This is a genomic window from Pseudoclavibacter sp. 8L (assembly GCF_902506465.1).
GTDB lineage: Bacteria > Actinomycetota > Actinomycetes > Actinomycetales > Microbacteriaceae > Pseudoclavibacter.
Map to the genome: position 1 here is coordinate 1,407,495 of NZ_LR733186.1, position 25,674 is coordinate 1,433,168.

The 25,674-nt window shown below is 70.1% G+C and carries 23 protein-coding genes; 9 read left to right on the forward strand and 14 right to left on the reverse strand.

The window, feature by feature from the left end; genetic code table 11:
- Positions 1-168 precede the first annotated feature (168 nt).
- Positions 169-1,908, reverse strand: a complete 1,740-nt coding sequence (locus tag GV007_RS13250) for an L-aspartate oxidase (protein ID WP_160073235.1) — start codon at positions 1,906-1,908, stop codon at positions 169-171.
- A 77-nt stretch (positions 1,909-1,985) separates the two neighbouring features.
- Here GV007_RS13250 and GV007_RS13255 point away from each other — a divergent pair, with 77 nt between their 5' ends.
- Positions 1,986-2,918 (forward strand): LysR family transcriptional regulator, encoded by a 933-nt coding sequence (locus GV007_RS13255; protein WP_160073237.1) that lies wholly within the window; start codon positions 1,986-1,988, stop codon positions 2,916-2,918.
- A 24-nt stretch (positions 2,919-2,942) separates the two neighbouring features.
- On the opposite strand, the gene GV007_RS13260 is transcribed toward GV007_RS13255, so the two are convergent.
- Genes GV007_RS13260 through GV007_RS13270 form a run of 3 tightly spaced genes read right to left on the reverse strand, consistent with a single transcriptional unit; the run spans position 2,943 to position 6,143 of the window.
- Entirely contained in the window at positions 2,943-4,472 is a 1,530-nt protein-coding gene (locus GV007_RS13260; protein ID WP_160073239.1) for a tripartite tricarboxylate transporter permease, read from the reverse strand.
- 1 nt (position 4,473) lies between these two features.
- Entirely contained in the window at positions 4,474-5,103 is a 630-nt protein-coding gene (locus tag GV007_RS13265) for a tripartite tricarboxylate transporter TctB family protein (RefSeq protein WP_160073241.1), read from the reverse strand.
- On the reverse strand, positions 5,100-6,143 hold the full coding sequence (locus GV007_RS13270; protein WP_160073243.1) for a tripartite tricarboxylate transporter substrate binding protein: 1,044 nt from the start codon (positions 6,141-6,143) through the stop codon (positions 5,100-5,102). Before GV007_RS13270 ends, GV007_RS13265 begins: the two co-directional genes overlap by 4 nt.
- A 204-nt stretch (positions 6,144-6,347) precedes the next feature.
- On the opposite strand from GV007_RS13270, the gene GV007_RS13275 reads away from it, so the two are divergent.
- Positions 6,348-7,634: an ATP-binding protein gene (locus GV007_RS13275; protein ID WP_160073245.1), complete on the forward strand. Its 1,287-nt coding sequence runs from the start codon at positions 6,348-6,350 to the stop codon at positions 7,632-7,634.
- Positions 7,635-7,677: 43 nt separating this feature from the next.
- Positions 7,678-8,460 carry a response regulator gene (locus GV007_RS13280; protein WP_160073247.1) on the forward strand — a complete coding sequence of 261 codons (783 nt, stop codon included), beginning with the start codon at positions 7,678-7,680 and terminating at the stop codon, positions 8,458-8,460.
- Between the two features lie 40 nt (positions 8,461-8,500).
- Here the strand turns inward: GV007_RS13280 and GV007_RS13285 are convergent, their stop codons facing one another.
- Complete coding sequence (locus GV007_RS13285; RefSeq protein ID WP_160073249.1) at positions 8,501-10,651, reverse strand: cell wall-binding repeat-containing protein; 2,151 nt, start codon at positions 10,649-10,651, stop codon at positions 8,501-8,503.
- 134 nt (positions 10,652-10,785) lie between these two features.
- Here GV007_RS13285 and GV007_RS13290 point away from each other — a divergent pair, with 134 nt between their 5' ends.
- A complete protein-coding gene (locus GV007_RS13290) occupies positions 10,786-11,664 on the forward strand; it encodes an alpha/beta fold hydrolase (protein WP_160073251.1) in 879 nt (292 codons plus the stop codon).
- 194 nt (positions 11,665-11,858) lie between these two features.
- Here GV007_RS13290 and GV007_RS13295 read toward each other — a convergent pair whose 3' ends face one another.
- From GV007_RS13295 to GV007_RS13320, 6 genes are all read right to left on the reverse strand, one after another.
- The gene (locus GV007_RS13295; protein ID WP_160073253.1) at positions 11,859-12,266 is read right to left on the reverse strand and encodes a DUF5684 domain-containing protein; all 408 of its coding nucleotides are present in this window, start codon (positions 12,264-12,266) and stop codon (positions 11,859-11,861) included.
- A gap of 76 nt (positions 12,267-12,342) precedes the next feature.
- Positions 12,343-14,028, reverse strand: a complete 1,686-nt coding sequence (locus GV007_RS13300) for an ABC-F family ATP-binding cassette domain-containing protein (protein ID WP_160073255.1) — start codon at positions 14,026-14,028, stop codon at positions 12,343-12,345.
- Between the two features lie 268 nt (positions 14,029-14,296).
- The gene (locus GV007_RS13305; protein ID WP_236558498.1) at positions 14,297-14,749 is read right to left on the reverse strand and encodes a ribosomal maturation YjgA family protein; all 453 of its coding nucleotides are present in this window, start codon (positions 14,747-14,749) and stop codon (positions 14,297-14,299) included.
- Positions 14,746-15,999, reverse strand: coding sequence for a flavin monoamine oxidase family protein (locus tag GV007_RS13310; protein ID WP_160073257.1), 1,254 nt, complete (start codon positions 15,997-15,999; stop codon positions 14,746-14,748). Before GV007_RS13310 ends, GV007_RS13305 begins: the two co-directional genes overlap by 4 nt.
- An 82-nt stretch (positions 16,000-16,081) precedes the next feature.
- Positions 16,082-16,768, reverse strand: coding sequence for an ABC transporter ATP-binding protein (locus tag GV007_RS13315; protein ID WP_160073259.1), 687 nt, complete (start codon positions 16,766-16,768; stop codon positions 16,082-16,084).
- Entirely contained in the window at positions 16,765-17,832 is a 1,068-nt protein-coding gene (locus GV007_RS13320; protein ID WP_160073261.1) for an ABC transporter permease, read from the reverse strand. The genes GV007_RS13315 and GV007_RS13320 overlap by 4 nt, the downstream gene beginning before the upstream one ends.
- Before the next feature lie 165 nt (positions 17,833-17,997).
- On the opposite strand from GV007_RS13320, the gene GV007_RS13325 reads away from it, so the two are divergent.
- The 3 genes from GV007_RS13325 (at position 17,998) to GV007_RS13335 (ending at position 20,682) form a co-directional block, all read left to right on the forward strand.
- Positions 17,998-19,200, forward strand: a complete 1,203-nt coding sequence (locus GV007_RS13325) for a sensor histidine kinase (RefSeq protein ID WP_160073263.1) — start codon at positions 17,998-18,000, stop codon at positions 19,198-19,200.
- Positions 19,197-19,823, forward strand: a complete 627-nt coding sequence (locus GV007_RS13330) for a response regulator transcription factor (RefSeq protein WP_104240942.1) — start codon at positions 19,197-19,199, stop codon at positions 19,821-19,823. The genes GV007_RS13325 and GV007_RS13330 overlap by 4 nt, the downstream gene beginning before the upstream one ends.
- Positions 19,824-19,998: 175 nt before the next feature.
- A complete protein-coding gene (locus tag GV007_RS13335; RefSeq protein ID WP_160073265.1) occupies positions 19,999-20,682 on the forward strand; it encodes an esterase/lipase family protein in 684 nt (227 codons plus the stop codon).
- A gap of 128 nt (positions 20,683-20,810) precedes the next feature.
- Here the strand turns inward: GV007_RS13335 and GV007_RS13340 are convergent, their stop codons facing one another.
- Complete coding sequence (locus GV007_RS13340) at positions 20,811-22,280, reverse strand: amino acid permease (RefSeq protein WP_236558499.1); 1,470 nt, start codon at positions 22,278-22,280, stop codon at positions 20,811-20,813.
- A gap of 128 nt (positions 22,281-22,408) precedes the next feature.
- On the opposite strand from GV007_RS13340, the gene GV007_RS13345 reads away from it, so the two are divergent.
- Complete coding sequence (locus GV007_RS13345) at positions 22,409-22,912, forward strand: VanZ family protein (protein WP_160073269.1); 504 nt, start codon at positions 22,409-22,411, stop codon at positions 22,910-22,912.
- 12 nt (positions 22,913-22,924) lie between these two features.
- On the opposite strand, the gene GV007_RS13350 is transcribed toward GV007_RS13345, so the two are convergent.
- Positions 22,925-24,100 carry a sensor histidine kinase gene (locus GV007_RS13350; protein ID WP_442960387.1) on the reverse strand — a complete coding sequence of 392 codons (1,176 nt, stop codon included), beginning with the start codon at positions 24,098-24,100 and terminating at the stop codon, positions 22,925-22,927.
- Positions 24,101-24,114: 14 nt separating this feature from the next.
- A complete protein-coding gene (locus tag GV007_RS13355) occupies positions 24,115-24,810 on the reverse strand; it encodes a response regulator transcription factor (RefSeq protein ID WP_104240938.1) in 696 nt (231 codons plus the stop codon).
- Between the two features lie 86 nt (positions 24,811-24,896).
- Between GV007_RS13355 and GV007_RS13360 the strand changes: the two genes are divergently transcribed.
- Positions 24,897-25,619, forward strand: a complete 723-nt coding sequence (locus GV007_RS13360; protein ID WP_160073271.1) for a M15 family metallopeptidase — start codon at positions 24,897-24,899, stop codon at positions 25,617-25,619.
- Positions 25,620-25,674: the final 55 nt, after the last annotated feature.

Here is a 25,674-nt window from a genome sequence, read left to right on the forward strand (position 1 = left end):
TGCGTTCACATCTGCTGACGATCGAAGGCACACCAGCCGAGGTCGGACACCGCGAGAGTGATGGAGCACTTCATTGTGCGCTCGTCGCTCCCGCGGTGTCTACACCCAGCTCGGAATCGGGATTCCCGATTCGCTAGACGGGCTCGATCGTCCGATCCTGGCTTGCCGTCATTCGACGAGCTTCCCCTCCACAGAGACCTCGCCGATGAGCTCGGCGATCTCGGCGGGCACGGGCGGGATCTCCTCGCGGGTGATGCCGCCGCCCGGCGACCACACGAGGTTGACCTGCATGGCGGGGTCGAGTTCGGGGAAGTCGCTGCGGTTGTGGCAGCCGCGCGTCTCACGACGTTCCAGAGCGGCCTCCAGGGTCGCCCTCGCAGCGAGCGCCGACGACTTCAGGTCGAAGGCGTGCGCGAGGTCCTGGAACCCGGCGATGTCGGGGTGGATGCCGACGTCCTCCATCCGAGCCTCGATGACATCGAGCGCTGCGATACCGGCCTTGAGCCCCTCTTCGTCTCGCACGACGCCCGCGAACTCGGTCATCGTGTCGCGGATGGCGCGCTGCAGGGCGCGCACGTTCTCACGACCATCGGCGCTGAGCAGGGCGTCGATCTCGCCGCGCGCCTGCGCGACGGCTGCCGGGGACCGGAGCTGCGCATCCAGGCCCTCGGAGTGGGCGACGGCCGCCCGGCCGACGATGCGGCCGAAGACGAGCAGCTCGATGAGCGAGTTGCCGCCGAGGCGGTTCGCGCCGTGGAGGCCGCTCGACGCCTCGCCGATCGCGTAGAGCCCGTCGACGTCGGTGCCGTGGTCGTCGGGGCGGACCCACACTCCGCCCATCGAGTAGTGGGCGGTCGGCGCGATCTCGATCGGGCTCACGGTGATGTCGAGCATCTGCAGGTCGAGCATCTGCTGGTAGATGCGCGGCAGGCGGTTCATGATCGTCTCGCGGGGCAGGTGCGAGACGTCGAGCCAGACGCCGCCGTTCGCGGTGCCGCGGCCCTCCTTGATCTCGGTGTACGCGGCGAGCGCGACCCGGTCACGCGTCGAGAGCTCCATGCGCTCGGGATCGTAGCGCTCCATGAAGCGCTCCCCCAGGCCGTTCGTGAGGATGCCGCCTTCGCCGCGGGCGGCTTCCGAGACGAGCGTGCCAGCCGCGTTCTCCGGCTCGATGATGCCAGAGGGGTGGAACTGCACGAGCTCGGGGTCGCGGAGGCGCCCGCCGGCTTCGACGGCGAGGCGGAACGAGTCGCCCGTGTTCTCGTCGCGTCGCGAGGAGGTGCGCCGCCAGATGCGGTTGTGCCCACCGGCGGCGAGGATCACCGAGTCGGCGTGGATGAGGTACCTCGTGCCGTCGTTGATGTCGAACCCGTATGCACCGAAGACGACATTGTCGCGCACGAGGATGCGGGTGATGTAGACGGTGTCGAGGATGGGGATGTTCAGCTGCTCCGTGCGGGCGACGAGCGAGCGCTGGATCTCGAGGCCCGTGTAGTCGCCGGCGAAGGCGGTGCGGCGGAACTTGTGGGCGCCGAAGAAGCGCTGCGAGATGCGGCCGTCGCCTTCGCGCTGGAAGCCCATGCCGTAGCGCTCGAGGTCGCGGATGCCCTGCTCGGCGCCCCTGGTCACGATCTCGACGGTGTGCGGGTTGGCGAGCCAGTAGCTCTCCTTGATGGTGTCGGCGGCGTGCTGCTGCCAGCTGTCGTCCGCGTCCATCGTGCCGAGGGCCGCGTTGATGCCACCGGCGGCGAGCGAGGTGTGGGCGTCGTGCTTGGGGCGCTTGCCGACGGCGAGCACGTCGACGCCCTGCTCGGCGACTTCGATGGCGGCGCGCAGGCCGGAACCGCCGGTTCCGATGACGAGCACGGTGGTGGAGATCTGGCGTTCGATGGACTTGGTCGCGGTCATGTCAGCAACGTTAGAGAGCACCGCATGATTACTCCAATGCATAGTCCTGTTCATCCTGATGCACGTAGGCTATCGCCATGAACCTGGACCAGTTGCGGAGTTTCGTGGAGGTCGCCTCGCAGGGGCACTTCACCCGGGCGGCGGAGGTGCTGCATCTCGCGCAGCCCTCGCTGAGCCGACAGATCTCGACCCTCGAGCAGGACCTCGGCGCGCCCCTCTTCAACCGCACACCCGGTCGAATCGCCCTCACCGATGCCGGCGAGTCCCTGCTCCCGCTCGCGCGGCGAATGCTCGCCGACGCCGACTCGGTGCGGCGCGAGATGGCGGAGCTCACCGACCTCCAGCGAGGCACGGTGCGGCTCGGCGCCACACCCTCGCTGTGCGTGAGCCTCGTCGCGGACGCCTTGCAGTCGTTCCACGCCTCGCATCCCGGCATCGAGCTGCACGTCTCGGAGAGCGGCTCCCAGGGCCTCATCGAGCAGCTGGCGGAAGGCGCGCTCGATCTCGCGCTCATCACGACCCCCGAATCCAGGCAGACCCCACGCGCCACCCTCACCAGGCTGCCGCTGCTCAACGAGGAACTCGTCGTGGTGTCCCCCATCGACGGGGCCGCAGCGATCCGCTCCCCCACCATCACCCTCGAGGAACTTGCCGCCGCCCCGCAAGTGGTCTTCTCTCGGGGCTACGACCTTCGTGCAACAGCAGAGGCCGCGTTCCTCAAGGCCGATCTGCGACCGAACGTGGTGGTCGAGGGGCCGGAGATGGATGCGGTGCTGCGGTTCGTGGAGCTCGGACTCGGCGTCGCGGTTGTGCCGGCCATGGTCATCCGCGGGCGGGCGGGCTTCCGCTCCGCCAGGCTCACCAGCTCCATCCTGCAGCGCACCGTGAGCCTCGCTCACCGGAGCGACGTGCCCCTCTCTCGCGCCGCACGCGCCATGGCGGCGACGATCGAATCGATCGCCGCCGCCATGGTCGGCCAGACGCCCGGAACCAGCAGCGTGGAGCTGTGAGTCTGCTGCAGTGGGTGGCTCCCGCTAGCTGTTCACGAGCTCCTTCGCCTCCTGCTTGGCACGCTTGCGCGCCACCAGGCGGCCGCGCACGGTGAAGGCGAGCACGAGCGCCAGCAGGGTGTAGAGCGCGATCGCGATCGGCCCCTGCACCAGCACGGAGAAGTCGCCGTTGGCGCTCATCGCCGCATCCCGCAGGCTGGTCTCGGCCAGCGGCCCGAGAACCATGCCGATGATGAGCGGTGCGATCGGGAAGTCAAGGGCCCGCATGAGGAAGCCGAGCAGGCCGACCCCGAGCAGCATGAGCAGATCGAACGTCGAACCCGACGTGGCGTAGATGCCGAGCGCGCAGAAGATCGTGATGCCCGCGTACAGGTACGGGCGCGGGATCAGGAGCAGCTTCGCCCACAGCATCGCGAACGGCAGGTTCAGGACGAGCAGCACCACCATGGCGATGAAGAAGCTCGCGAGCAGCGCCCAGACCAGCTCAGGGGCGCGGTCGAAGAGCAGCGGGCCCGGCTGCAGGCCGTACTGACGGAACGCGGCGAGCATGATCGCTGCCGTCGCCGAGATGGGGAGGCCGAGCGCCAGGAGCGCGCCCATCGCCATACCCGTCGTCGCGTTGCCAGCGGCCTCCGGGGCTGCGAGGCCCCTGATCGCGCCCTTGCCGAACTGCGGGTCCTTGCGGCGCGCGTCCAGTCGCTTCTCCAAGCCGAAGGCGAGGAACGTGGGGATCTCGGAGCCACCGGCCGGCACAACACCGAACGGAAGACCGATGACGGTGCCGCGCAGCCAGGCCGGAGTGGCCTCCTTGAATTCCTTGCGGCTCAGCCACGGGCGACCCTTCGGACGGATCATGCCCTTGTCGTTGACGTGCCGCTCGAGGCAGGCGACGTAGATGACCTCACCGAGCGCGAGGACCGCGACCGTCACGGTCACCAGCGAGATGCCGTCGAACAGCTGTGGGGAGTCCATCGTGAAGCGCGGGGCGCCGGAGACGCCATCGATGCCGATGACCGCGATGCCCAGGCCGATGAACAGGGCCGTGAGCCCCTTGACGACGTTGTCGGTGACCACGGTGGAGGTCGCCGCGAACGCGAACACGGCAAGGGCGAAGAACTCCGCCGGCCCGAAGCTGCTGGAGAAGTCGGCAAGCGCAGGGGCCAGGAAGACCACCACGATCGAGGCGATGAAGCCACCGATGAACGCGCCGATGGCAGCCGTCGCGAGCGCCTGAGCAGCCCGACCGTTCAGCGCCATCTTGTGGCCCTCGAACGTGGAGGCGATGGCTGACGCCTGGCCTGGCGTGTTCATCAGGATGCCCATGGTCGAGTCGCCGAAGAGGCCACCGAAGTAGACGCCGGCGAACATGATGAACGCAGCCGTCGGCTCGAGCGAGAACGTGACGGGCAGCAGGAGGGCAACCGCCATCGAGGAGCCGAGGCCCGGCAGCACGCCGACGGCGGTCCCGAGGAGGCAGCCGACGAAGACCCACATGAGGTTCTGCCAGGTGAGGGCACCGGCGAACCCCTCCATGAGGAGTTGGAGCGTTTCCATGTCAGATACCTCCGAGGATGCCGGACGGGAGCGACATGCCGAGTGCCATGTCGAAGGCGATGTAGGCAAGCGAGCTCAGCGTGAAGCCCACGACGAGGCTCGCCACTGGCTTCGTCGAGCCGAAGCCGCGGGCCACACACCAGAAGAGGAGGGCTGCTGCGATGACCCAGCCGAGCAGGTCGAGCGTCAGCGAGAACACCAGGAACGAGCCGACGACCCAGGCAAACGATCTCAGGTCGACGCGCACCTTGCGGGGGGCGCCTGCTGCGCCCGCCGCAGCAAGCGCCTCGTCATCGGCCAGCGCGCGGGCGAGGAGCTCCTCCTCGGTCATCGTCGACGGAGAGGCCGCGGTCGCGCGCATCTCACGGACAGCACCAACCGCGAGGAGAGCCGCGAAGAGGTACAGGCCGGCGGCGATGAGGCCGGGGAAGAACTGCGGCCCAGGGAAGTCGGCCCCCTCTGGCACCTTCATCGTGAAGATCCCGTAGACGAGGTAGGTGGCGAAGGCTGCGATGACCAGCGGCATCGTCAGTCCCTTGAGGAGGGTGGCCGTCTTGCTTGGGCCTGCGGCGAAGGTCAGGTCCCCGCCGATGACCGCCGACGCGGCCGTCGGGTTCGCGTGGTGCGTCATTGTCCCATCTCCTCGTAGAGCGCCTTGATGCGCAGTTCCTCTTCAGCGAGGAACGTGTCGAGCTCGTCTCCCGTGATGAGGCGCTCGTTCCAGTGGTACCTCTCGATGGCTTCCTGCCATTCGGGTGTCTCCGTCGTCTGCACCACGAGTTCGGCGAGGGCGTCCGTCTGCTCCTCGGTCAGGCCGGAGGGAGCGTGGATCGAGCGCCAGTTCGTGAGCGAGATGTCGTAGCCCTGCTCGGCGGCTGTCGGAATGTCGACGCCTTCGATGGGCTCCTCCGCCACGACCGCGAGGGCCCGCAACCTGCCGGCCTCGATCTGGTCGATGTTGTCCGCGTAGCCTCCTGCCGCGGCCTTCGCCGTGCCGTTGAGGAGCGCCTGGATGGCCTCGCCACCGCCGTCGGATGAGATGTAGGTCGTGTCGACGGGCTCGATGCCTGCGCTCAGCGCGAGGTCGGTCACCACGAGCTGGTCGAACGAGCCACCGCCCGTCCAGGGGATGGACTTCGGGTCGGCCTTCCATGCCGTGGCGAGGTCCTCGAGGGTCTCGTACGGGGAGTCGGCTGGGACGACGATGACGTCATACTCCTCGACCATCACCGCGAGCGGCGTGACGTCTTCGAGCTTCGCCGCGGAGTCGTACTGGATGGTGGCGGCCAGCAGGCCAGTTCCTCCGACGAGGAGGTTGTTGGGTTCACCGTCGAGCACGGAGACATTGCCGAGCGCGATCGTTCCGCCGGCCCCTGGCATGTTGACCACCTGCACGTTGTTGACGAGCCCGTCGGCCTTCTGCGCCTGCTGCAGTTCGCGAGCGACCGTGTCCCAGCCGCCACCGGCAGCTGCCGGGGCGATGATCGTCATCGACGCGTTGATGTCCTGACCCGCAGCGGCGGACGTGATCGAGCCGAAGCTCGCGACGGCGATCGATGCGGCGGCCACGACCCCGCCGATGACTCGGCCGACGATGCGCCTGCTGCCGGACCTGGTCTGCCGGCCCGGTTGGTCCGGCGCCGCCGGCTCTTTCGTTTCTCGGATCATCATTGCTCCATTCGCGCGGACATCGTTGTCTCCGCAATATCGCCTTAGGATTGCACCGCGCTCGCACGTGAGGAGCTCCACGAGGAGTTGTGCTCATAAGTGCTCGCGAGCCCGGTGCGAAGAGGCACCGCATGGGTCTGCGCGGGTCGAAGGCTCGAGCCGGAAGCCAGAAGCCGCGAGCCCGGAGCGCGGGAAGTGAGGATGACGATGCCGTTCAAGCTCAGCCAGCGAGCCGTACGCCTCGGGATGCTCGTGGTGCCGAGCCTCATCACGCTCGGTTCCGTCTCGATCACGGCTGCGATCGCGTTCTCTGTGCAGGAGAGGGAGCTTCGCGAGACCACAGCCGAGCGCGTGCATGAGGTCGCGTCGAGCCTCGCACAGCTGGACGAGGTGCGTGGAGCGCTCGAAGCCGTCACGAGCGCCGGGACCACCTCAGCGCTCGCGGACGCGGACGACCTCGCCGAGGCCACAGACGCCCTGCAGCCGCTCGCCGGCCTCGTGGAGAACGCGACGGGCGTCTACTACGTCGTCATCACCGACGACGAGGGCGTGCGCATCACGCATCCGGACCCCGCCGAGCGCGGGGTGCAGGTCTCGACCGCCAACGCCTCCGTCCTCGCAGGGGAGGCGTTCCACGGAACAGAAGAAGGCGCATCCGGCCCCTCGCTGCGCGCGAAGGTTCCCGTGATCGGGCAGGACGGCACCGTCCTCGGAATGGTCGCCGTCGGCGTGCTCGAGTCGAGCATCTCCGCGGACAGCGCCGAGGCCCTCGGGGAGCTCCTCCCCTGGACGATCAGCGCACTTGTCCTCGGCACGCTGGCCAGCTCGGCCCTCGCCTTCGCGGTCGAGCGCCGGTTCCGCAGACTGGACGCGCTCGCCGCCGAGCACGCGCAGATGCGGCGCACGACCACCGCTCTGCGCGAGCAGTCTCACGAGTTCAGCACCCGCATGCACGTGGTCCACGGCCTCGTGTCGAGAGGCGACACGCAGGACGCGCTCGAGTACATCGACGAGGTCGTGCCGGTTCGGACGGCAGGGGTCGACGCTCCCGACAGCACCGATTCGAGCCACCACTTCCCCCTCCTCGACGCCACGACGCAGGCGGTGCGGGCTGAACTGCACGAGCTGGGAGCGCAGGCGAGCTTCGATCTCGAGCTCGACGAGGACATCGACGACGGCGTCGTGACCGTCATCGCGAACCTCTGCCGGAACGCGGGCGAGGCGGGCGCATCCCAGGTCCTCTGCACGCTTCGCGAGAGCGGCAGCCGCATCATCGGGCTCGTCGACGACGACGGTCCCGGCCTGGACGCCGAGGCGAGCGGCCGTATCTTCGCCCCTGGGTTCTCTTCCAAGGCCGATCCGAGCGGACTCGGACGGGGCATTGGCCTCGAGCTCGTCCGCCGGACGGTCACGTCGCGCCGCGGCACCATCGAGGTCGGGGCGTCACGGCTCGGCGGGTCGCGCTTCGCCTTCGAGATCGAGCGGCTGCGGTGACCTGGATCATCGGCACCGGCCTTGCACCCGGGAGAGGAGCGGCATGAGCAGCAGAATCGAGGAGAGCCCACGAGCGGCCTCGGACCCGATCCGGGTGCTCGTGGTCGACGACGATCGCGGGGCCCGGGCGCTGCACAGCGGGTTCGTCACCGACATCCCCGGGTTCTCGCTCGCCGGTACCGCCAGCACCGGCGAATCCGCGCTCGCGCAGAGCATGAGCGGAGTCGACCTCATGCTCCTGGACATGCGGCTTCCCGACATCAGCGGAGTCGAAGTCCTGCACCGGCTCAGAAGGCTCGGTGCGAAGGTGCCGGATGTACTGGTGATCAGCTCGTCCCGCGACCAGACGACGGTGCGACAGGCCCTCGCGGCGCACGTCGTCGGCTACCTCATCAAGCCGTTCACGCAGGCCGCCCTGCAGGAGCGCCTCGACCTCTACAGCGCCGAGCGCCGGGCGAGTTCGGAAAGCGACCGCGAGCGCCCCCTCGGCCAGGGCGAGATCGACCGGCTGCTGGCCACAGGCAGCATCCGTCAGCCCGCCGTGGTGCGGAGCCACTCGAGCGCGGCGCGGATCGGGGCCGGGCAGTCGGCGAAGCTCCCCAAGGGCCTGGCACAGGTCACGCTTGAGCGGGTCGTCGCTGCGCTCGACCCGGTGACCCCCGCCACGGTGCTCGACGTCGCCGAGGTCTGCGACATCTCCCGTGCGACGGCGCGGCGCTACCTCGACCACCTCGTGGAGACGGGGGTGATCGACCTGGCGCACCGCTACGGCAAGCGCGGGCGGCCACAGGTGCTCTACCGGTTGTCCCCCTCCCCCGAGCGCTGATCTCCCGGTCATGATCACCGCGGTGCGCGCTGGGTGAGCCCTACGCGCAGCGCTTCTTCTGGATGTCCGAGACCAGGTCGCTCGTCGTTCCGACGACGCTGTAGTTGGCCCCGGGGTACTTCGAGGTCACGGCCCACGCAGTCTGAGGAACGCACGTCTGCGTGGCGAGCACCAGCGGATACCCGGTGCGCGCGGAGACGAGCAGGGCCACGGCGATGTCCGCGGAACTCCCGGGGTTCGCGAGCGCGAAGCCCTTCGGACGGATGCTCCCGGCGTCGAAGTCGCCCAGGAGCGCTCCGTTGATGGCGAACGCGTCCGAGGAGTTGACTCGGGTCGTCTTCGAGACCTTGGCCTTCACCTCGTTGAAGACGGTCGCAGAGAGCGACGCCACCGGACCGATGACACTGGCCGAGGTGACCTTGCCGGTTGCGAAGTAGGCCTTGAAGTTGGCGCTGGTCTGCGTCGGCCCGGTCAGCAGCACCGGCGCCTTGGCGAGGGTTGCCCTCCCGGAGGCGTTGGCGATATCGGTCGCCTTGCCGCTGTTGGCGATGTACACGTTGGGATCGTTGGGGAAGAACCGCTTCGCCACCACCAGCGCGGTCTCCGACTTGTCGGTGGCTGTCACGACCTCGAACCTCGGCGTGAGCTTCCCGAGCGCGGTCTTCTGCGCCTCCGAGATCGTGCCGATGACGAAGATCGCCGAGGGTTTCAGCCTCGTCACCTCGGCGGAGATGCTGGACGGGAGCGCGTCTGGCTTCGTAAGCAGCAGGTTGCCGTTGATCTTGGCGGCGACGGGGGCCGCGAGGAGTGCATCCACACCGCCCTCGCCGCTTGCGATGACCAGCTTGTTGCCGACCGTGTTGACCTTGCCGGAGGCCGTGACCGCGTTGGCGTAGGTGTCGGTCGAGCCGAGGCGGTCGACAGCGCCCGGTGCCGCCGTCGGGCTCGGCGTTGCTGGTGTCGTCGGCGTCGCGGTCGGTGTCGGTGTGGCGGCCGGCGCTCCGAACTGCGGCAGCTTCGTGCTCGAGGTGATCTCGCCCCACTTCGTGAGCGTCCAGGGGATCTTGTTGATGAGGTCGACGCTGCCGTGCGCGTTGTGGACGATGCCGCCGGGAAGGTACGGGTTGGGCTTGCCCGCCGCGGTGTAGGTGACGGGATGCTGCAGGTTGAGTGCCATCGTCCAGAAGTTCTGGTCGGTGACAATGCCCCCGTACTCCTGCAGGTTCTTGACGACGACCTTCTCGAAGCTCGAGAGACCGAGCGCGGCGATCTTCGCGTTCGTGGCCGCGTCATTGGGGATCCAGAACCGCTGCCCCATCTTCGGGGCGTGCGCCTCGCTCAGCTTGCCGTCGGTCTGGTAGGCGGGCCACATGGCCGTGCCCGAACGCGTGGAGGGGAAGGTCCAGCTCGTGATGTGGTTGATGGAGCCCGCCGCGATCTCCTCCGCGCCTGCCATGAGGAACTCGTTCATGACGCCGCCGACGGAGCTCGTGCCCCGCTCCGCCTTGAGCCACTCGTTCTGGTCGAACCAGTTCGTCGACTTCGGGGAGTTGAGGGTGGTGAGGTAGCCGCCGCCCATCATCCAGGACCCGTCGCTCTGCTTCTCCGCGACGTAGTACCCGCGCACGATGCCCGTCGCCAGATCGACGACGGTCATCGACTGGTCGCCGCCCGGAATCGGACCACCGGGGAGGGCGTGCGCCGGGATGACGACCTTGCCGTAGTTCTTCGCGGTCGTCGCGAACGGAGTGATCTGGAACCCGTAGGTACCTCCGGTCGCCGACGCGGTCGCCCTGCCCTCCATGACGGGATGGATCTCCGGGTAGAGCGCGTAGCTCTGCATCTTCACCTTCACCCAGTTGGCGTCGGCTTTCGAGCTGTCGACCGTGTAGATGGGGATCGTGAAGTTCTCACGGTTCGTGGAGGTCTTGAGGCGCCCCTTCCAGTAGTCGTTGAGGTACCGGTCGGGCAGCGTGTCGACCATCGCGGCCGTCTGGTCGGACAGCGATGAGACGGGCGCTCCCTGCGGCGTCGTCGTCGCATAGCTGCCTTTTGCGACGTAGTTCGCGGGCGACATGACGTCCTGTCCCACGGTCCCGAAGTTCGCCGCCTGAGCTGGTCCGGTTCCGAGGAACGTCAGCAGCGAGGCCGCGAGGAGCGCGGCGAGAGAGAGGGAGAGCGCTTTCTTCATGAGTCACATCCGTGTTCATTGATCGAGCGGTGGCCCCCTGGCCTGATCGTAGGGTGAAATACGGGGTGAAATCACTGGTGCATGTGAAATCACGAGAATTGGCACGGATTCGCGGAGCGACTACCGTCGCTGGCATGCACAGCCTTCCGGGACAGCTCACCCTCGGCGGATGTTCCCTCCGCTACTCCGACAGCGTCGATGCGGCTGACGATGGGACCGACGAGGCCGAGCGTGCCGACGCTTCGGAGCCTGGCTCGGGCTCGGGCACGGGCGCCGATGCCGATGCCGATGCCGATGCGATTGTCCTGCTGCACGGGGCGGGCGCCGACCACACGATGTTCAGGCGCCAGGCGGATGCCCTGCGTCGGGCGGGCCTGCGCGTCGTGCTCGTCGACCTTCGCGGGCACGGGGCATCTCGTCCGAACTCCACGGACCTCTCCCCCGAGCTGTTGGCGAGCGACGTCGAGCGGCTCATCGCGCACCTCGGCCTCGGCAGGGTCTCGCTGCTCGGGCATTCGCTCGGCGGGAATCTCGCGCAGGAGCTGGTTCGGCGCTCCCCGGAGCGGTTCCGGAGCCTCGTGGTGCTGGATTCCACCTGGAACGCCGGCCCACTCGGCTTCCTGGAGCGTGCCGGTCTCCGCGCCGCGGCGCCCATCCTCCAGCTGATCCCGGCGAGGAGCCTGCCGAAGCTCATGGCGGATGCCTCAGCTGTGACGGCGACGGCACGTGCCGAGCTGACGCGGATGTTCGGCGCGATGTCGAAGCGTGAGTTCGTGGCGGTGTGGCGAGCGACGACACAGTTCGTGCGTCCGACTCCCGGCTACCGCACGCCGGTGCCGACGCTGCTGGTTCGCGGCGCGAGCGACAGCACGGGGAACATCGCGCGAGCCATGCCCGCCTGGGCGGCGGCGGACGGACTCACGGAGCTCGTGGTCGACGGCGCCGGCCATGTCGTGACGCTGGATGCGCCAGACGAGGTCTCGGTGGCGCTCGTGGAGTTCCTCGGCAGCTGAGCAGGACGGGAGCTGAGCGAGACGGGAGCTCAGCGAGACGGGAGCTCAGCGAGACGCTGGGTGAGGCGGCGCTCGCCCGCTTCGCGGCGGCGACCGGTGCAACGCAATCGGCCGCGGCGACCTCGCTGTCCTTGAGGACAAGCGGGTCACCGCGGCCGAGACGCGTGGCGCGCGCGATGCGGGTGGAGCGGAGGCTAGGCCGTGATGGCGCGTCCGCCCGGGCCGCGGTACTGCGCAGAGCCGTAGCCCACGATGAAGTACCCGATGATCGACAGCAGCCAGAGCAGGAAGAAGCTGAAGACGCCGCCCTTGCCGAACGCCTTGCCGATGCGCATCGCGACGAAGATCGAGAACACGACGTTCACGATCGGGATGAGGTAGAGCAGCACCGTCGCGCCGTGGTACCCGGCGATCTTGACGAGGATGTAGACGTTGTAGATCGGGATGATGGCGCCCCAGCCCGGGTAGCCGGCCTTACGGAAGACGGGCCAGAGCGCGATGATGAGGAGGATCCAGCCGACGAAGCCGCTGGCGGTGCCGCCGGGCGAGAGCGCTTCCCACTGCCAGGAATCCATCTGGGTGGAGTTTTCGAGCGTGAACATAGTGACGTCCTTGAGGTCCGTGAAGCTGATGAGATCCCCTGGGCTTCGGGGAGCGGAGCAACGCTACCGCGAGCTGTCAACTTCCTGGGAGCCTTTCGTCGCCGGACGGCACGAATTGCACGCTACGCGGCCCGAGCTGCAGGCTCGGCCAGTCGTCGACGTCCCGGAGGAGCTGCCGATCATGGCTCGAGAGCACAACCGCGGCCTGCGTGGCCGCGAGTGCATCGGTCAGCTCGTCGACCAGGGCCATCGACAGGTGGTTCGTGGGTTCGTCGAGAAGCAGCAGGTGCGGCTTCGCGGCGAGGACAAGCGCCAGGTCGAGTCTGCGCTGCTGCCCCATCGAGAGCTCGCCGACCCGCTTGCCCGCCTCCCGCGCGCGCAGCAGGCCGAGCTGTGAGAGCCCCACAGTCTCGCTCGGCGACACGGTGCCGGCGGCTTCGAGCTCGCCCAGCCGCAGCTCGTACACCTCCGCCGCGCGCTGCTCGAGCGGCAGCGACGATTCCTGCGGGAGGACGCCGACTCGAGTGCCCGGCTGCACGCGCACGGAACCCGCATCCGGGGCAAGAGAGCCCGCCAGCACCCGCAGGAGCGTCGACTTCCCCGCACCGTTCGGGCCGGTGACGACCAGTCTGCCCTGATGTGAGAGCGCGAGGGACACTGGCCCGTGAAGGCGCCCCGCGACGGCCACCCCGTCGACGCTCAGCAGCTCCGCTCCTGCCCGGGTGCGAAGCTCCGGGAACCGGAAGAGCCGCGGCGGTTCCGGCACCGTCACGGCGTGCGCTTCGAGGGCCTCCTGCCGACGGTGCACACTCTGGGCGAGGCCAGCGGCGCGGGTGGCTCGGCCGTGCTTGTTCGCGCCCTTGCCCGGTCGCCACCCCGTGACGAGGCGATTCTGCGCCGCGCTCAGGCTCTCCTGCAGGCGGGCCTGCTCCTGCTGCTGACGCTCGTAGTCCTGCTCCCACCGCTCGCGCTCGGCGGCGCGCGCCTCGCGGTACCCAGTGAAGCCGTTGCCGGAGACGCGGGGCCGCTCATCCGGAGTCGGGTCGAGGTCGACGATCGTCTCGGCGACGTCGGCGAGCAGCGCCCGGTCGTGGCTCACGACGACAACCGCTCCCTTGCGTGAGCGGAGCTGCTCGGTGAGGAAGTCGAGCCCCGCGCGATCGAGGTGGTTGGTCGGCTCATCGAGCAGCAGGAAGTCGTCGTCTGCCCCGAGGAGACAGGCGAGGCGGACCCGGTAGCGCTGCCCCACGGAGAGCTCGCGGAGGAGGCGGTCGGGGTCGGTCTCGGCGTCGAGGGCCTCGAGAGCGATGAGCACGCGGCGCTCCGCATCCCACGCATCGAGCGCCTCCGCGGCCTCGAGAGCCGCGGCGTAGCGCTCTTCGGCCCCCGGACCGCTCTCCGCGAGCGCCGCTCCTGCGGCGTCGAGCTCGGCGAGGGTGGCGAGCGCCGTCGCGATGGAGTCTGCGATGGCCTGGCCGACGGTCCGAGCGTCGTCGGCGTGCATCTCCTGCTCGGCCAGACCGAGGGTGCCGATGCGCTGCACGGTGCCACTGTCTGGCGGGAGGATGCCCGCGAGCACGTGCAGGAGCGACGATTTTCCGCGGCCGTTCTCGCCGACGATCGCGATGCGCGAGGTGGCGGTGACCACGAGGTCGACGGAGGTGAGAACGGGCGTCGCGCCGCGCAGCAGCGAGACGTCGGCGAGGGTGAGCTGCGCGCGATGGCGCGCTGGAACTGACTTGGGGGTGGTGTGCACGATCATTCCTTCAGAGCGGCGCGCCGCGAGCCGCCGAGGGCTCCCCGAGGACTCTCAGAGGGCTCGGCAAGGTATCAGCGGCTGGGCGCGCGAAAACGGCGACCCGGAGTCGGGTCAGAGCAGGTGGCCACCGTGATGCTCGGGCGGTCTCGGTTCGAAAGACAAGCGTGTTTCAGAGACAGGCGTGTTTCAGAGACACGCGTCGACGAGACCGGCGTCAGCGAGCGCGGGAGGCCAGCTCAGCCGTTAGCAGAAGAGAAGAAGGAACACGCGTTCACGGTACCAGCGGGGCGCGACGTCGTCGAGCTCGGCTGCGCGTCACGGCCAGGTCTACGCCGAGCATGACGCCGCCGCCGAGCGCGTACACGAGCAGGTCCCTCACATCGAACCCGGAGCCGAGGACCAGCCGGGCCGGTGCGAACGCCTCGTTCGCGCGGGCTGGCAGCTCGGTCAGCTGCAGCAGCTCGACCGCGAACGACCAGGCGACCGCGAGCGCAAACGCGGTCCACGCTCTGGCGCGGGGCGCGAGCAGGACGACCCCGAGGTAGACGGCGACCGTGTACAGGCCGGCACCGACGATGTCCCCGAACTCCCCATCCGGAAGCGCGTAGTGCACTGCGAGGCCAAGCGCGACGGTCGCGGCGAGCAGGACCGCGGCCGCGACTCGGCGGCGCCGGGCGTCCACGCGCGGCGTCCGCTCCTGCTGGGCTCCAGCCGCGCCGCTCACGCCGGGCCGCCGCTCGGCTCGGTCAGGCGCTCGACGGCCTCGATCGCGGTGACCGCGCGGAGGCCCGAGACGACGGCGCCGTTGAGGGTCTGCTCGAGGCCCGTGTGCTCGCCCGCGAAGGCGACCCGGCCTGCTGGCACGTCGAACGCGTCCAGGTCGGCCGGAGTCCAGTCGAGGGAGGCCGCCGAGTAGGAGCCGCGCGTCCACGGGTCGTCGCTCCAGTCGGTGAGGAGCACGTCGCCGTCGATGACGAGCCCCGGCCGCAGCGCCTGCAGCTCGCGAACCCAGCGCCCCGGTCCCGCTTCCGTGTGCAGGGCGTCGAGGGTTGCCCTGCTCCCCGCGAAGCACGACAGGGCGGGGATGCGGTGCTCGCCGTCGGCAGACAGGGAGCGCCAGGACCACCAGCTCAGGTCGGCGCTCTGCAGGGCGATGTCGTCGTCGACGGCGGTGAGGGGCACGCCGAGCTTCGCGGCGGTGCCCATGATGCGGTGCGAGAGGGCGGCTTCCTGCCCCGGGGTGAGGGCGAAGCCGAGTCGCAGGCTGCGCAGGATGGGCAGCGGCACGGCGATCACGGCCGCGTCGGCGTACTGCGCGCTTCCGTCGGCGAGCGTCACCTCGACCCCGCTCTCCGACTGGTCGATCGCCCGGGCCGGGTGCTCGAGCCGCACCGCGGCCCCGAGCCGGCGGGCCAGCTCGATGGCGAGCGACTGGTTGCCACCCACGAAGCGCCCGCCGTCGTCGATGAACGGCTGGTCCGCATCCGGGTCGTGCAGGAATGCGGAGGCGGCGCTCACGAGGTTCGGGTCGTTCGCGAGGGAGGTGACCATGCGGCGGTAGACCGGGTGCTGCTGGTAGTCGGGGCCGAGCGCCTCGCGGTGGGCGTCTTCGACCGAGACGCGCGTGAGTCCGTCGGCGAGCATCCCGCGGAGGGTCTCGGTGATCTGCTCGGTTGTCGCCTCGAGCTCGGCGAACGACACGTGCCGGCCGTCGACGGTGCGCCTCGCGTAGCGCACGTTGTGGCTCAGGATGGGCACCCCGAGCTCCGCGGAGAGCCGACGGATGGCGAACTCGGTCGGGAACACGTACTCGCCACCGCGCTCGGTGATCGCACCGTTGCCGAGCCGCTGCGACCATGTTCGGCCCCCGACTCGGTCCCTGGCCTCCAGGACGCTGACGTCGTGGCCGCGCTTCCGCAGCTCCCAGGCGGCGGTGAGGCCCGCGAGGCCAGCTCCGATGACGATGATGCGCATGAGTCCCCGCCGCCTTCCGTGGTGAGCGGCCAGACGGGCCGCGCATCTGATTCTCGCGCAGTCGCGGCCCGTCGCGGGCGGCTCAGTGCTGGAGCTGCGCGAGTCTCCCGTCGACCAGCTGCACCGTGTCATGCATCCGGGGCAAGTGGGTGAGGTCGTGCGTGACGAGCAGGGTCGCCGTGTCCAGCTCCTCGGTGAGGCGCAGGATGAGCTCGATGATCGCGGCCCCGCGCTCCTGGTCGAGCGCGCTTGTCGGCTCGTCGACGAGGAGCACACTCGGGTCGTTCATCAGGGCCCTCGCGATGTTGACGCGCTGCCGCTGGCCGCCGGAGAGCTGGTGCGGCCGCTTCGCGCCGTGCTCCGCGAGACCGACCGCGGCGAGCAGCTCATCGGCGTGCGCCGCTGCGGCGGGCCTGCGGCGGCGGCTCCCGGGTGCACCGAGCTCGTTCATGACGAGCAGCTGCTCGCGCGCCGTGAGCGACGGGAGGAGATTCGCCTGCTGGAAGACGATGCCGATGCTGGACCGACGCAGGGCCGCCGACTCCGTGCGGCTCATGCCGCTCGCATCGACGCCGCCGATCGTCACGCTGCCGGAATCCGGGCGGATGAGGGTGGCCGCGACGGCGAGCAGGCTCGACTTGCCTGATCCGCTCGGCCCTGTGATGCCGGTCACGGTCCCCCGCTCGGCGGAGAGGCTGACGCCGTCGAGCGCGGTCAGGCGCCCGCCCCCGTCGGGGAACGTGAGGGTGATGTTGTCCAGTGCGATCATCGGTTGCTCCCGAGTGCGGTGAGGGGGTCTGCTGTGGTCACGGAGCGCAGCGCGAACGCGGCCCCGGCGAGCCCGAGGGCGACCATGATGGCTCCCGGGAGGAGGGTGGTGAGGGGGCTCAGCAGGAACGGCAGGGCTTGGCCCGCGAGGGCGCCGAGGATGGCGACGAGCCCCACCCCCACGCCGATTCCGGCGACGAGCACCAGGAGGGCCTGACCGAGGGCATCCCGTGCGAGCGATCGTGTGCTCGCCCCGAGCGCCTTGAGCACGGCGATGTCGCCCTGCCGCTGCATGGTCCACACCGTGAAGAACGCGCCGATCACGAGCCCGGAGATGCCGAACAGCATCGCGACCATGAGTAGCAGCGAGCCGACCTCGGAGCGGAACGCGGCGAGCGCGCCGAGGGCGCCGAGCAGGGTCTCGGAGACGGTGCCGGTCTCCGCATCCGCTGCAGCCCAATCCGGGTCGCCCGAGACGGCGAGCACGGTGGCGTAGGCGCCAGGAGCGCCCGTCTGCTCGGCGAGCGACTGCCAGTCGGCGAGGGTGATCTGCACGACCGGCGTGTGGCTGTACCAGGCCTCCGGTCCGATCGAGGCGACCTCGAAGGCAGCGCCCCCGATGGTGACCTCGTCGCCGACCGTGGCGTCGAGGTCCTCGGCCGCGGATTCGGAGAGCGTGATCTCGCCCGCCCCAGCAGGCGAGGTCTCCTCGAACCCGACTGGGACCCCGAAGACGGCGACGGCGGCCCCCGTCTCGGCGGTCTCGGCCCGCAGCTGGCTGATGCCGAGCGGGTCGACACTGCTCACGCCGGGGAAAGAGGCGAGCGTGTCCGCCTGCTCACGAGACGGCGACGAGGTGGAGAAGCTCGGTGCGTCGTCACCCGCCGGGACGGTGAAGACGAGGCGGTCGGCTGGCAGCGCCAGGACTCCCGAGATGTTCTGGGTGGCGAGGCCGCCCGTGAGTCCACTGAGGAACCCGACGAGCACGGTGATGAGCGCGACGACGGCGCCGATCAGCACGAATCGGCCTCTCGCGAAGCGGAGGTCGCGGAGCGCGACGAACATGGTGGTCCTTTCCTGCCGCCAGTTCCGGCGGCTCAGGCAACCCTCCCGCCGAGCACCCCCGCCCGGCATCGCCCGTCGGCACACTCCTCGCGTACCGCACGATGGAGTCGTCGCTCCAACTTTCGAGGGATGACCGCGACGCGAGCCGTGTCTAGGCTGAGCCGCATGCCGACCACTGCGCTCACCCCCGTCTTCGTGGGACTGCGCACGGGGCTCCACGCCCTCTTCTTCGGACTCCTGGCGCTGGTCGCCGTGCGCGCGGTGCTCACCCCCAAGCAGAGCACGGTGCTCGTGCTGGCCGCGACGCTGCTCTTCGGCGCGACGTACGCGCTCGGGGCGATCGCCGCGTCCAGGCGAACGCGGCCGAGCGCCGCCCTGCCCAGGCAGCGCCTCCTCTGGGTGCTCGCCCTGACGCTCGAGTGGATGCTGCTGCTCTGGCTCTCCCGCGAGGCCGCGTACCTCGTCTTCCCGCTCTTCTTCGTGTACCTGCACCTGCTCGGCCGACGGGCTGGGATGCTCGCGGTCGCCGCGACGACCGCCATCGCCGTCATCGGCCTCGGGCTCCACGAGGGCTGGTCGGTCGCCGGTGTCATCGGACCCTGCATCGGCGCGGGTGTCGCGGTGCTCATCGGGATCGGCTACGAGGCGCTCGCGAAGGAGGCGAGGGAGCGGGAGCAGCTCATGCGGGAGCTGCTCGCGACGCAGGAGCACCTCGTCGCGACGGAGCGGGAGGCGGGCACCCTCACCGAGCGCTCTCGCCTCGCCCGCGAGATCCACGACACGGTCGCGCAGGGCCTCGCGAGCATCCAGATGCTGCTGCACGCCGCCGAGCGCGCCGACCCCGACGGCGCCGGGGTCGGGCACATCCGGCTGGCGAGGGAGACGGCCGCCGACAACCTGGCCGAGACCCGACGCTTCATCCGGGAGCTGTCGCCGCCGGACCTCGATGGCATGGACCTCGAGCAGGCACTGAAGCGGCTCGCGGACGCGACGTCGGCCGCGCACGGCATCCGCGTCGAGGTGCGCAGCAGCGCCGACGCTCTGCCGATGCCCGTGCAGACCGCCCTGCTGCGCATCGCGCAGGGCGCCATCGCCAACGTCGTGCAGCACGCTGACGCGAGCCTCGCGACCATCACGCTCGACGAATCGGCGGCCGGGCTCGTCTTCGCCGTCGCCGACGACGGCCGGGGCTTCGACGCCAGCACCCACGAGCAGACGGGCGGCGCGAACTCGGACTCGTTCGGGCTCGTCGCCACCCGTGAGCGAGTGCAGCAGCTCGGCGGCTCCCTCGACGTCACCTCCAGCGTCGGCCAGGGCACCACCCTGACCGTCACACTCCCAACGCTCCCCCGGGAAGGCACCGCATGATCCGCGTCGTGATCGCCGACGACCACCCCGTCGTGCGAGCGGGCCTCCGCGCCCTCCTCGGCCTCGAGCCCGACATCGAGGTCGCGGCCGAGGCGTCCACCGCCGAGGAGGCCGTGCAGGCGGCGGCCACCGAGCGGCCCGACCTCGTGCTCATGGACCTCCAGTTCGGTGCGCGCGAGAACGAGAGCGGCGCATCCGCGACCCGCCGCATCCGCAGCCTCCCCGACCCGCCGCACGTGCTCGTCGTGACGAACTACGACTCAGAGGGCGACATCCTCGGGGCCGTCGAAGCCGGCGCCAGCGGCTACCTGCTGAAGGATGCGCCGCCCCACGAGCTGCTCGCGGCGGTCCGGGCCGCGGCGAGCGGTGCGAGCGCGCTCGCGCCGCCCATCGCCTCCCGCCTCATGGACCGTCTCCGCACGCCCCAGCAGAGCCTCTCGCCGCGGGAGATCGAAGTGCTCGAGCTCGTCGCATCCGGACTCTCGAACACGGACGTCGCCGCGGCCCTCTTCGTCACGGAGACGACCGTGAAGTCGCACCTCGCGCACGTCTTCACGAAGCTCGGCGCCACGTCCCGCACCGCGGCGGTCTCCGAGGCGAGAGCACGCGGCATCCTCCGGTAGCCTGCTCGTTCCCCCGTCGAAGCCGCGCCTCCCGGCAGCAGGCCGAGACCCGTTCCAGGGAAGGCGTTTGCATGGCAGTCCTCACACCGCGGCGACGGCGTTCGGCTCACCCCGCGCAGCGCCCGTCTCCCGCGGGGTCTCCGTCGAGGTCTCCCGCCGGCGATCGAGCCGCGCGATGATCACAGGCGCACTGCAGAAGCTCGGCTGGTGGGCGCTCGATTACGTCTACGCGGTCGAGCGGCAGGTCCGTGCCGCCTTCAGCCGCGCCGGGGCCAGCTCGTACCTCAGCGGCGACAGGGCCCCCGTCGTCATCATCCCCGGCGTCTACGAGCCCTGGCGGTTCATGCTGCCGCTCATCGAGGCCATCCACGAGAACGGCCACCCCGTGCACGTGCTCGAGCCGCTCGGCTTCAACCACCGGCCGGTCCCGGATGCCGCCGAGCACGTCGCCGCGTACCTGCGGGCCCACGACCTCACGGACGTGCTCCTCGTGACGCACAGCAAGGGCGGGCTCGTCGGCAAGTTCGCCATGTCGTTCGGCGACAGCGCCGAGCGGATCGCGGGGATGCTCGCCATCGCGACGCCGTTCGCGGGCTCCCGTTACGCCCGCGCGATGGCCGTATCGAGCCTGCGCATCTTCTCCCCCAGCGACGCGACGATCCTCGCGCTGGCCCGCGAGAGCGACGCGAACTCCCGCATCGTCTCCGTGTTCGGCCGCTTCGACCCGCACATCCCCGACGGCAGCGTGCTCGAGCTCGCACGGAACATCGAGCTGCCGACGGGTGGCCACTTCCGCATCCTCACCCACCCCGGCATCCTGCGGGGCTTCGCGGTGCTGAAGGAGCTGACCGGGGCCTGAGCCGGCGACGCTGGGGCGCAACCGGCCTGGCGGCGCCCGGTCACGGCCCGGGACTCACGACACAGGACTCGCGACCCGGGACTCACCGCCTGGGATCACGCCCCAGAGCTCGCGCCCCGGGCTTTAGCTCAGCGGTGTTCGCCGCGCAGCAGCTGCACGGGGTCGATGCCCTGCCTGCGCAGGCGCCGGTTGGTGAAGGCGCACGCGATCGCGATGACGGCCGTCATGGCGAGCGTCGCGAGCAGCTGTTCCCGTGAGCCCTCGTTGAGCATCGTCAGGACGACGATCACGACGAGGATGACGCCGGCGAGGATGCTCAGCCACGGGAACCCGGGCATGCGGGCTGTGAGGGTCTCGCCGCGCGCATCCGCCCGCCGCCGCAGCACGAACTGCGATGCCGTGACCGTCGCCCACAGCACGATGAGCGTCGAACCGACGATGTTGAGGAGCGTCGGGAGCACCGCGTCTGGAGCGAGGAAGTTGAAGATCACTGTGAGGAAGCCGACGCCCACCGAGACGAGCACCGCGATGGTGGGGGTGCCGTTCTTCGCGAGGCGCTGCATGCCGCGGGGCGCGAAGCGGCGCTCAGAGAGCGAGTAGACCATGCGGGAGGCGCCGTAGAGGTTGGCGTTGAGCGCCGAGAGGAGGGCGATGACGATGATGGCCGACATGATGAGGTCGACGCCCGGGATGTTCGTGAGGGCGAGTACCGCGGCGAAGGGCCCCGCGACGACGGCTGGGTCCGTCCAGGAGAGTGCGGCGACGATGACGAACACGGAGCCGATGTAGAAGAGCAGGATGCGCCACAGCACGCTGCGCACGGCGCGGCGGATGCTCGTGGCCGGGTCGCGCGTCTCGGCGGCGGCGATCGCGGTGAGCTCGGTGCCGCCGAAGCTGAACATGACGATGAGCAGGGCCGCGGAGATGCCGAGGATGCCGGTTGGCGCGAAGCCTTCGCCGGCGACGAGGTTCGAGAGGCCCGGGGACGGGACGTCGGGGATGAGCCCGAAGAGGAGGGCGGCGCCCAGCACGAGGAAGCCGATGATGGCGGCGACCTTGAGCACCGCGAACCAGAACTCGAACGAGCCGTAGCGGCGCACGCCGAGGAGGTTGATGAGCGTGAACGCGACCATGAAGGCGAGCGCCCACACGCCCTGCGGGATGCCGGGCGTCCAGGCTGCAACGATCGCGGCCGCGCCGGTCGCCTCGGCGGCGATGACGATGACGAGCTGCATCCAGTAGAACCAGCCGAGCGTCGCGCCGGCCGTGGCGCCGAAGGCCTTCGCCGCGTACACGGAGAAGGCGCCGCTCTGCGGGTCGGCGGCGGCCATCTCGGCGAGCATGAACAGCACGAGGATGACGAGCAGGCCCGCGACCGCGTAGGAGACGAGCACGGCGGGACCCGCGACGGCGATCGCCTGCCCCGAGCCGACGAAGAGGCCGGCGCCGATGGCACCGCCGAGGCCCATCATCGCGAGCTGGCGCGGCGAGAGGGAACGCTGCAGGTGGTGGGCGGCGCTCGCCTGCCCTGCGACCGCTTGCGGTTCTCGCGCAGCCTCGTGCTGGTTGCTGTTCTCGGATGCGCTGGCGGAAGTCACAAGCCGGAAGTCTCTCATGAATGGCGGCCCCGGCACGGCGCCCCTGGCTTCCTCCGCGCTGGCGGGTATCGTCCGCGTATCGAAACCCGCATACGCCGCCGCAACACGCCCCTCGAGAGGCTGTAGCCATGAGCTACAGCCGAGCAGACCAGGCCCTGGAACTCCCGACGACCGGGGCGTTCGCCACAGCCCAGCGGGCGCCGCGGACTCGTCGACCGTCGCGGGCGCCGCGCTTCCTCGTGGCCGTGCTCTTCCTCGCGTACCTGGTGCTGCTGACGTGGCTCATCGTGTGGAAGCTCGAGGTGCCGTTCGTCGGGTGGGGCGAGACGAGGCACCTGAAGCTCATCCCGTTCATCGCAAGCGAGGGGTACGCGGCCAGCAAGCCGCTTGAAGTGCTCGCGAACGTCGCCGTCTTCGTGCCGTTCGGCCTCTGCACCGGGTACCTGTGGCGCGTCCTGCCCGGCCCGAAGACGTTCTTCGCGGCCGGCTTCACGAGCCTCGCGATGGAGACGACGCAGTTCGCGCTCGCCGTCGGCAGCTTCGACACGAGCGACATCGTCGCGAACACCGTGGGTGCGCTGCTCGGTGCGGCCGTCGTCGCCCCGAGCGTGCGTCGCGCGGCGTTCAGCTAGCGCGGGCGTCGGCTAGCGAAGGTGCTTGCTGCCTGGTTCAGCGCCTGCGCTGGGGCCGGTCTTGGGGTCAGCCATCGGGCCTGTCTCGGCGCTTGACTGGGAGCCGAGCTCAGGACGGGTCCCGGCGCGCGTGGCCGGCGGCAGCTGGACGGTCACGCACAGCCCGCCCCCGTCCCGGGCCGCGAGGCGCATCGTCCCGCCGTGGGCCTTGACGACGCTCTTCACGATCGCGAGGCCCAGCCCCACTCCGGCGTGGTCGCTGCGGGCGCGCTGCTCGCCGCGCTGGAACGGCTCCGTGAGGGTCGCCAGCAGCTCAGGGCCGACGTTGCTTCCCGTGTTCTCGACGACGAGGGTCGCGGCATCCGGTGCCGACGTCGTCGTCAGGCGCACCGTGCCGCCCTCGGGGAGGTTGTGGACGATCGCGTTGTGCAGCAAGTTCGTCGCGAGGAGGGAGATGAGGGCAGGCGAGCCGATCGTGTCCGCGGCCTCCCCCTCCGTCTCGATGGCGACGCCGCGCTTCTCGGCGAGCGGCAGCAGCGTCTCGGCCGCTTCCTCGGCGATGAGCGACAGGTCGACGCGCTCGGTCGCGAAGGTGCCGTGCTCGGTGCGGCTCAGCACGAGCAGCGCCTCGGTCAGCTCGATCGCGCGCGCGTTGACCGAGTGGAGGCGTCCGAGGACCTCGTCGTGGTCGTGCCCCGGGTCTCGGCGGGCGACGTCGAGGAGCGTCTGCGAGATCGCGAGGGGCGTGCGCAGCTCGTGCGAGGCGTTCGCCGCGAAGCGCTGCTGCTGCGCGACGTGCGCCTCGAGCTGCGCGAGCATGGCGTCGAAGCTGTCCGCCAGCTCGGTGAACTCGTCGCTCCGGCCGTCGAGGCGGATGCGGTGCGACAGCGACCCGGCCGCCGCGGCCCGCGTGGCGTGCGTGATGCGGGTGAGCGGGGCGAGCATCCGCCCCGCCAGGAACCAGCCGCCGACCAGCGCGAAGACGAGCAGGAACAGCAGCGCCCAGGCCGCGGCTGGCACGAACGCGCGGACGAGGTCGGTGCGCCCGGGGAAGAAGGTCCACTCGCTGGCCATCGCCTCGGCGGGAACGTAGCGGAGGAGGAAGGCGTAGACGACGGCGAGCAGCAGGGCGCCCGCGATCATGAGGAAGGCCGCGTAGCTCAGCGCGAGCTTCAGGCGGACGCTGATGCCGCGCTGCCTCGTCACCGGAGTTCGTTCTCGTCGAGCACCGATGCGGCTTCGGCGTCGATGCGGTAGCCGACGCCCGGCACGGTGACGATGAGCCACGGCTCGCCGAGACGCTTGCGGAGTGCGGAGACCGTGATGCGCACGGCGTTCGTGAAGGGGTCGGCGTTCTCGTCCCACGCCTTCTCGAGCAGCTCCTCAGCACTGATCACTCCCCCGCCGGCGCTCATGAGCACTTCGAGCACCGCGAACTGCTTGCGGGTGAGGGCGACGTAGCGCCCGTCGCGGTACACCTCGCGGCGGAACGGGTCGAGCTTGAGGCCGGCGATCTCGTGGATGGGCGGGCGGCTGTGCGCGCGGCGGCGGTTGAGGGCGCGCAGCCGGAGCACGAGCTCCTGTAGCTCGAACGGCTTCGTGAGGTAGTCGTCGGCGCCGAGCTCGAAGCCCGACGCCTTGTCGTCGAGGCGGTCGGCGGCCGTGAGCATGAGGATGAGCACCCCGCTCTTGGATGCAACGATGCGTCTCGCGACCTCGTCGCCGGACGGGCCGGGGATGTCGCGGTCGAGCACGGCGACGTCGTAGTCGTTGACGCTCAGCAGCTCCAGCGCGGCGTGCCCGTCGCCGGCGATGTCGGCGGCGATCGCTTCGAGCCGCAGCCCGTCACGGATCGCCTCCGCCATGTAGGGCTCGTCCTCTACCAACAGCACACGCATGTGCCGATGATACGAGCCGCGGCATATCGCCCGCGTATGGGAAACCCGCAACGCCAGGGCAACGTGCGCTCGCCTGAACTTGTCCCATGACGCTCACCAGCCCGCCCCGCCACCAGCGCACCGTCGCCGACCCACCCGCGAAGAAGCGGAGCGTGCGCCTCCTCGTTGGGGGCGCGTCCCTCGTCGCGCTCGCCGGCCTCGGCGTCGCGCTCTTCTCGGCGCAGCTCGGGCAGACAGCCGCGTCGCACCGTGAGGCTCCGGCACCGGATGCAGTGCTCGCCGCCCCCTCCACGGCCGGGTCGGCCGGGTCGGGCGGCGAGTCAGCAGTCGAAACCAGCTCGGGGGATGCCGGCGCGGAGAACCCAGACGGGCGGCTCCAGTTCGGCACGACGGCGTTCGAGACCGAGTACGCCGGCATCGCCAACCTCTCCCCCGTGCTCCTCGACGCGCTGCAGGAGGCGACGAGCGACGCCGAGCTGGACGGCGTGTACGTCATGGTCAACAGCGCGTGGCGGTCGGCGGAGCTGCAGCGTCAGCTGCTGCAGGATGCGGTCGCCGAGTACGGCTCCGCGGAGGAGGCGTCTCGGTGGGTCGCCTCCCCGGAGACGTCCCTGCACGTCTCGGGCGACGCCGTCGACGTGGAAGGCGGGGGCGCATCCGACTGGCTCGCCACCAACGGGTCGCGGTACGGCCTCTGCCAGACCTACGTCAACGAGCCGTGGCACTTCGAGTTCCAAGCCTCAGCCCCCGCCAACGGATGCGCCGAGCAGTACCCCGACCCGACGTACGACCCGCGGCTGCGGGGCTGACTCGCGATCACTGCCAGCCATTGTTGCGGAGCACCGCCCCAGAGAAGGGGCAATC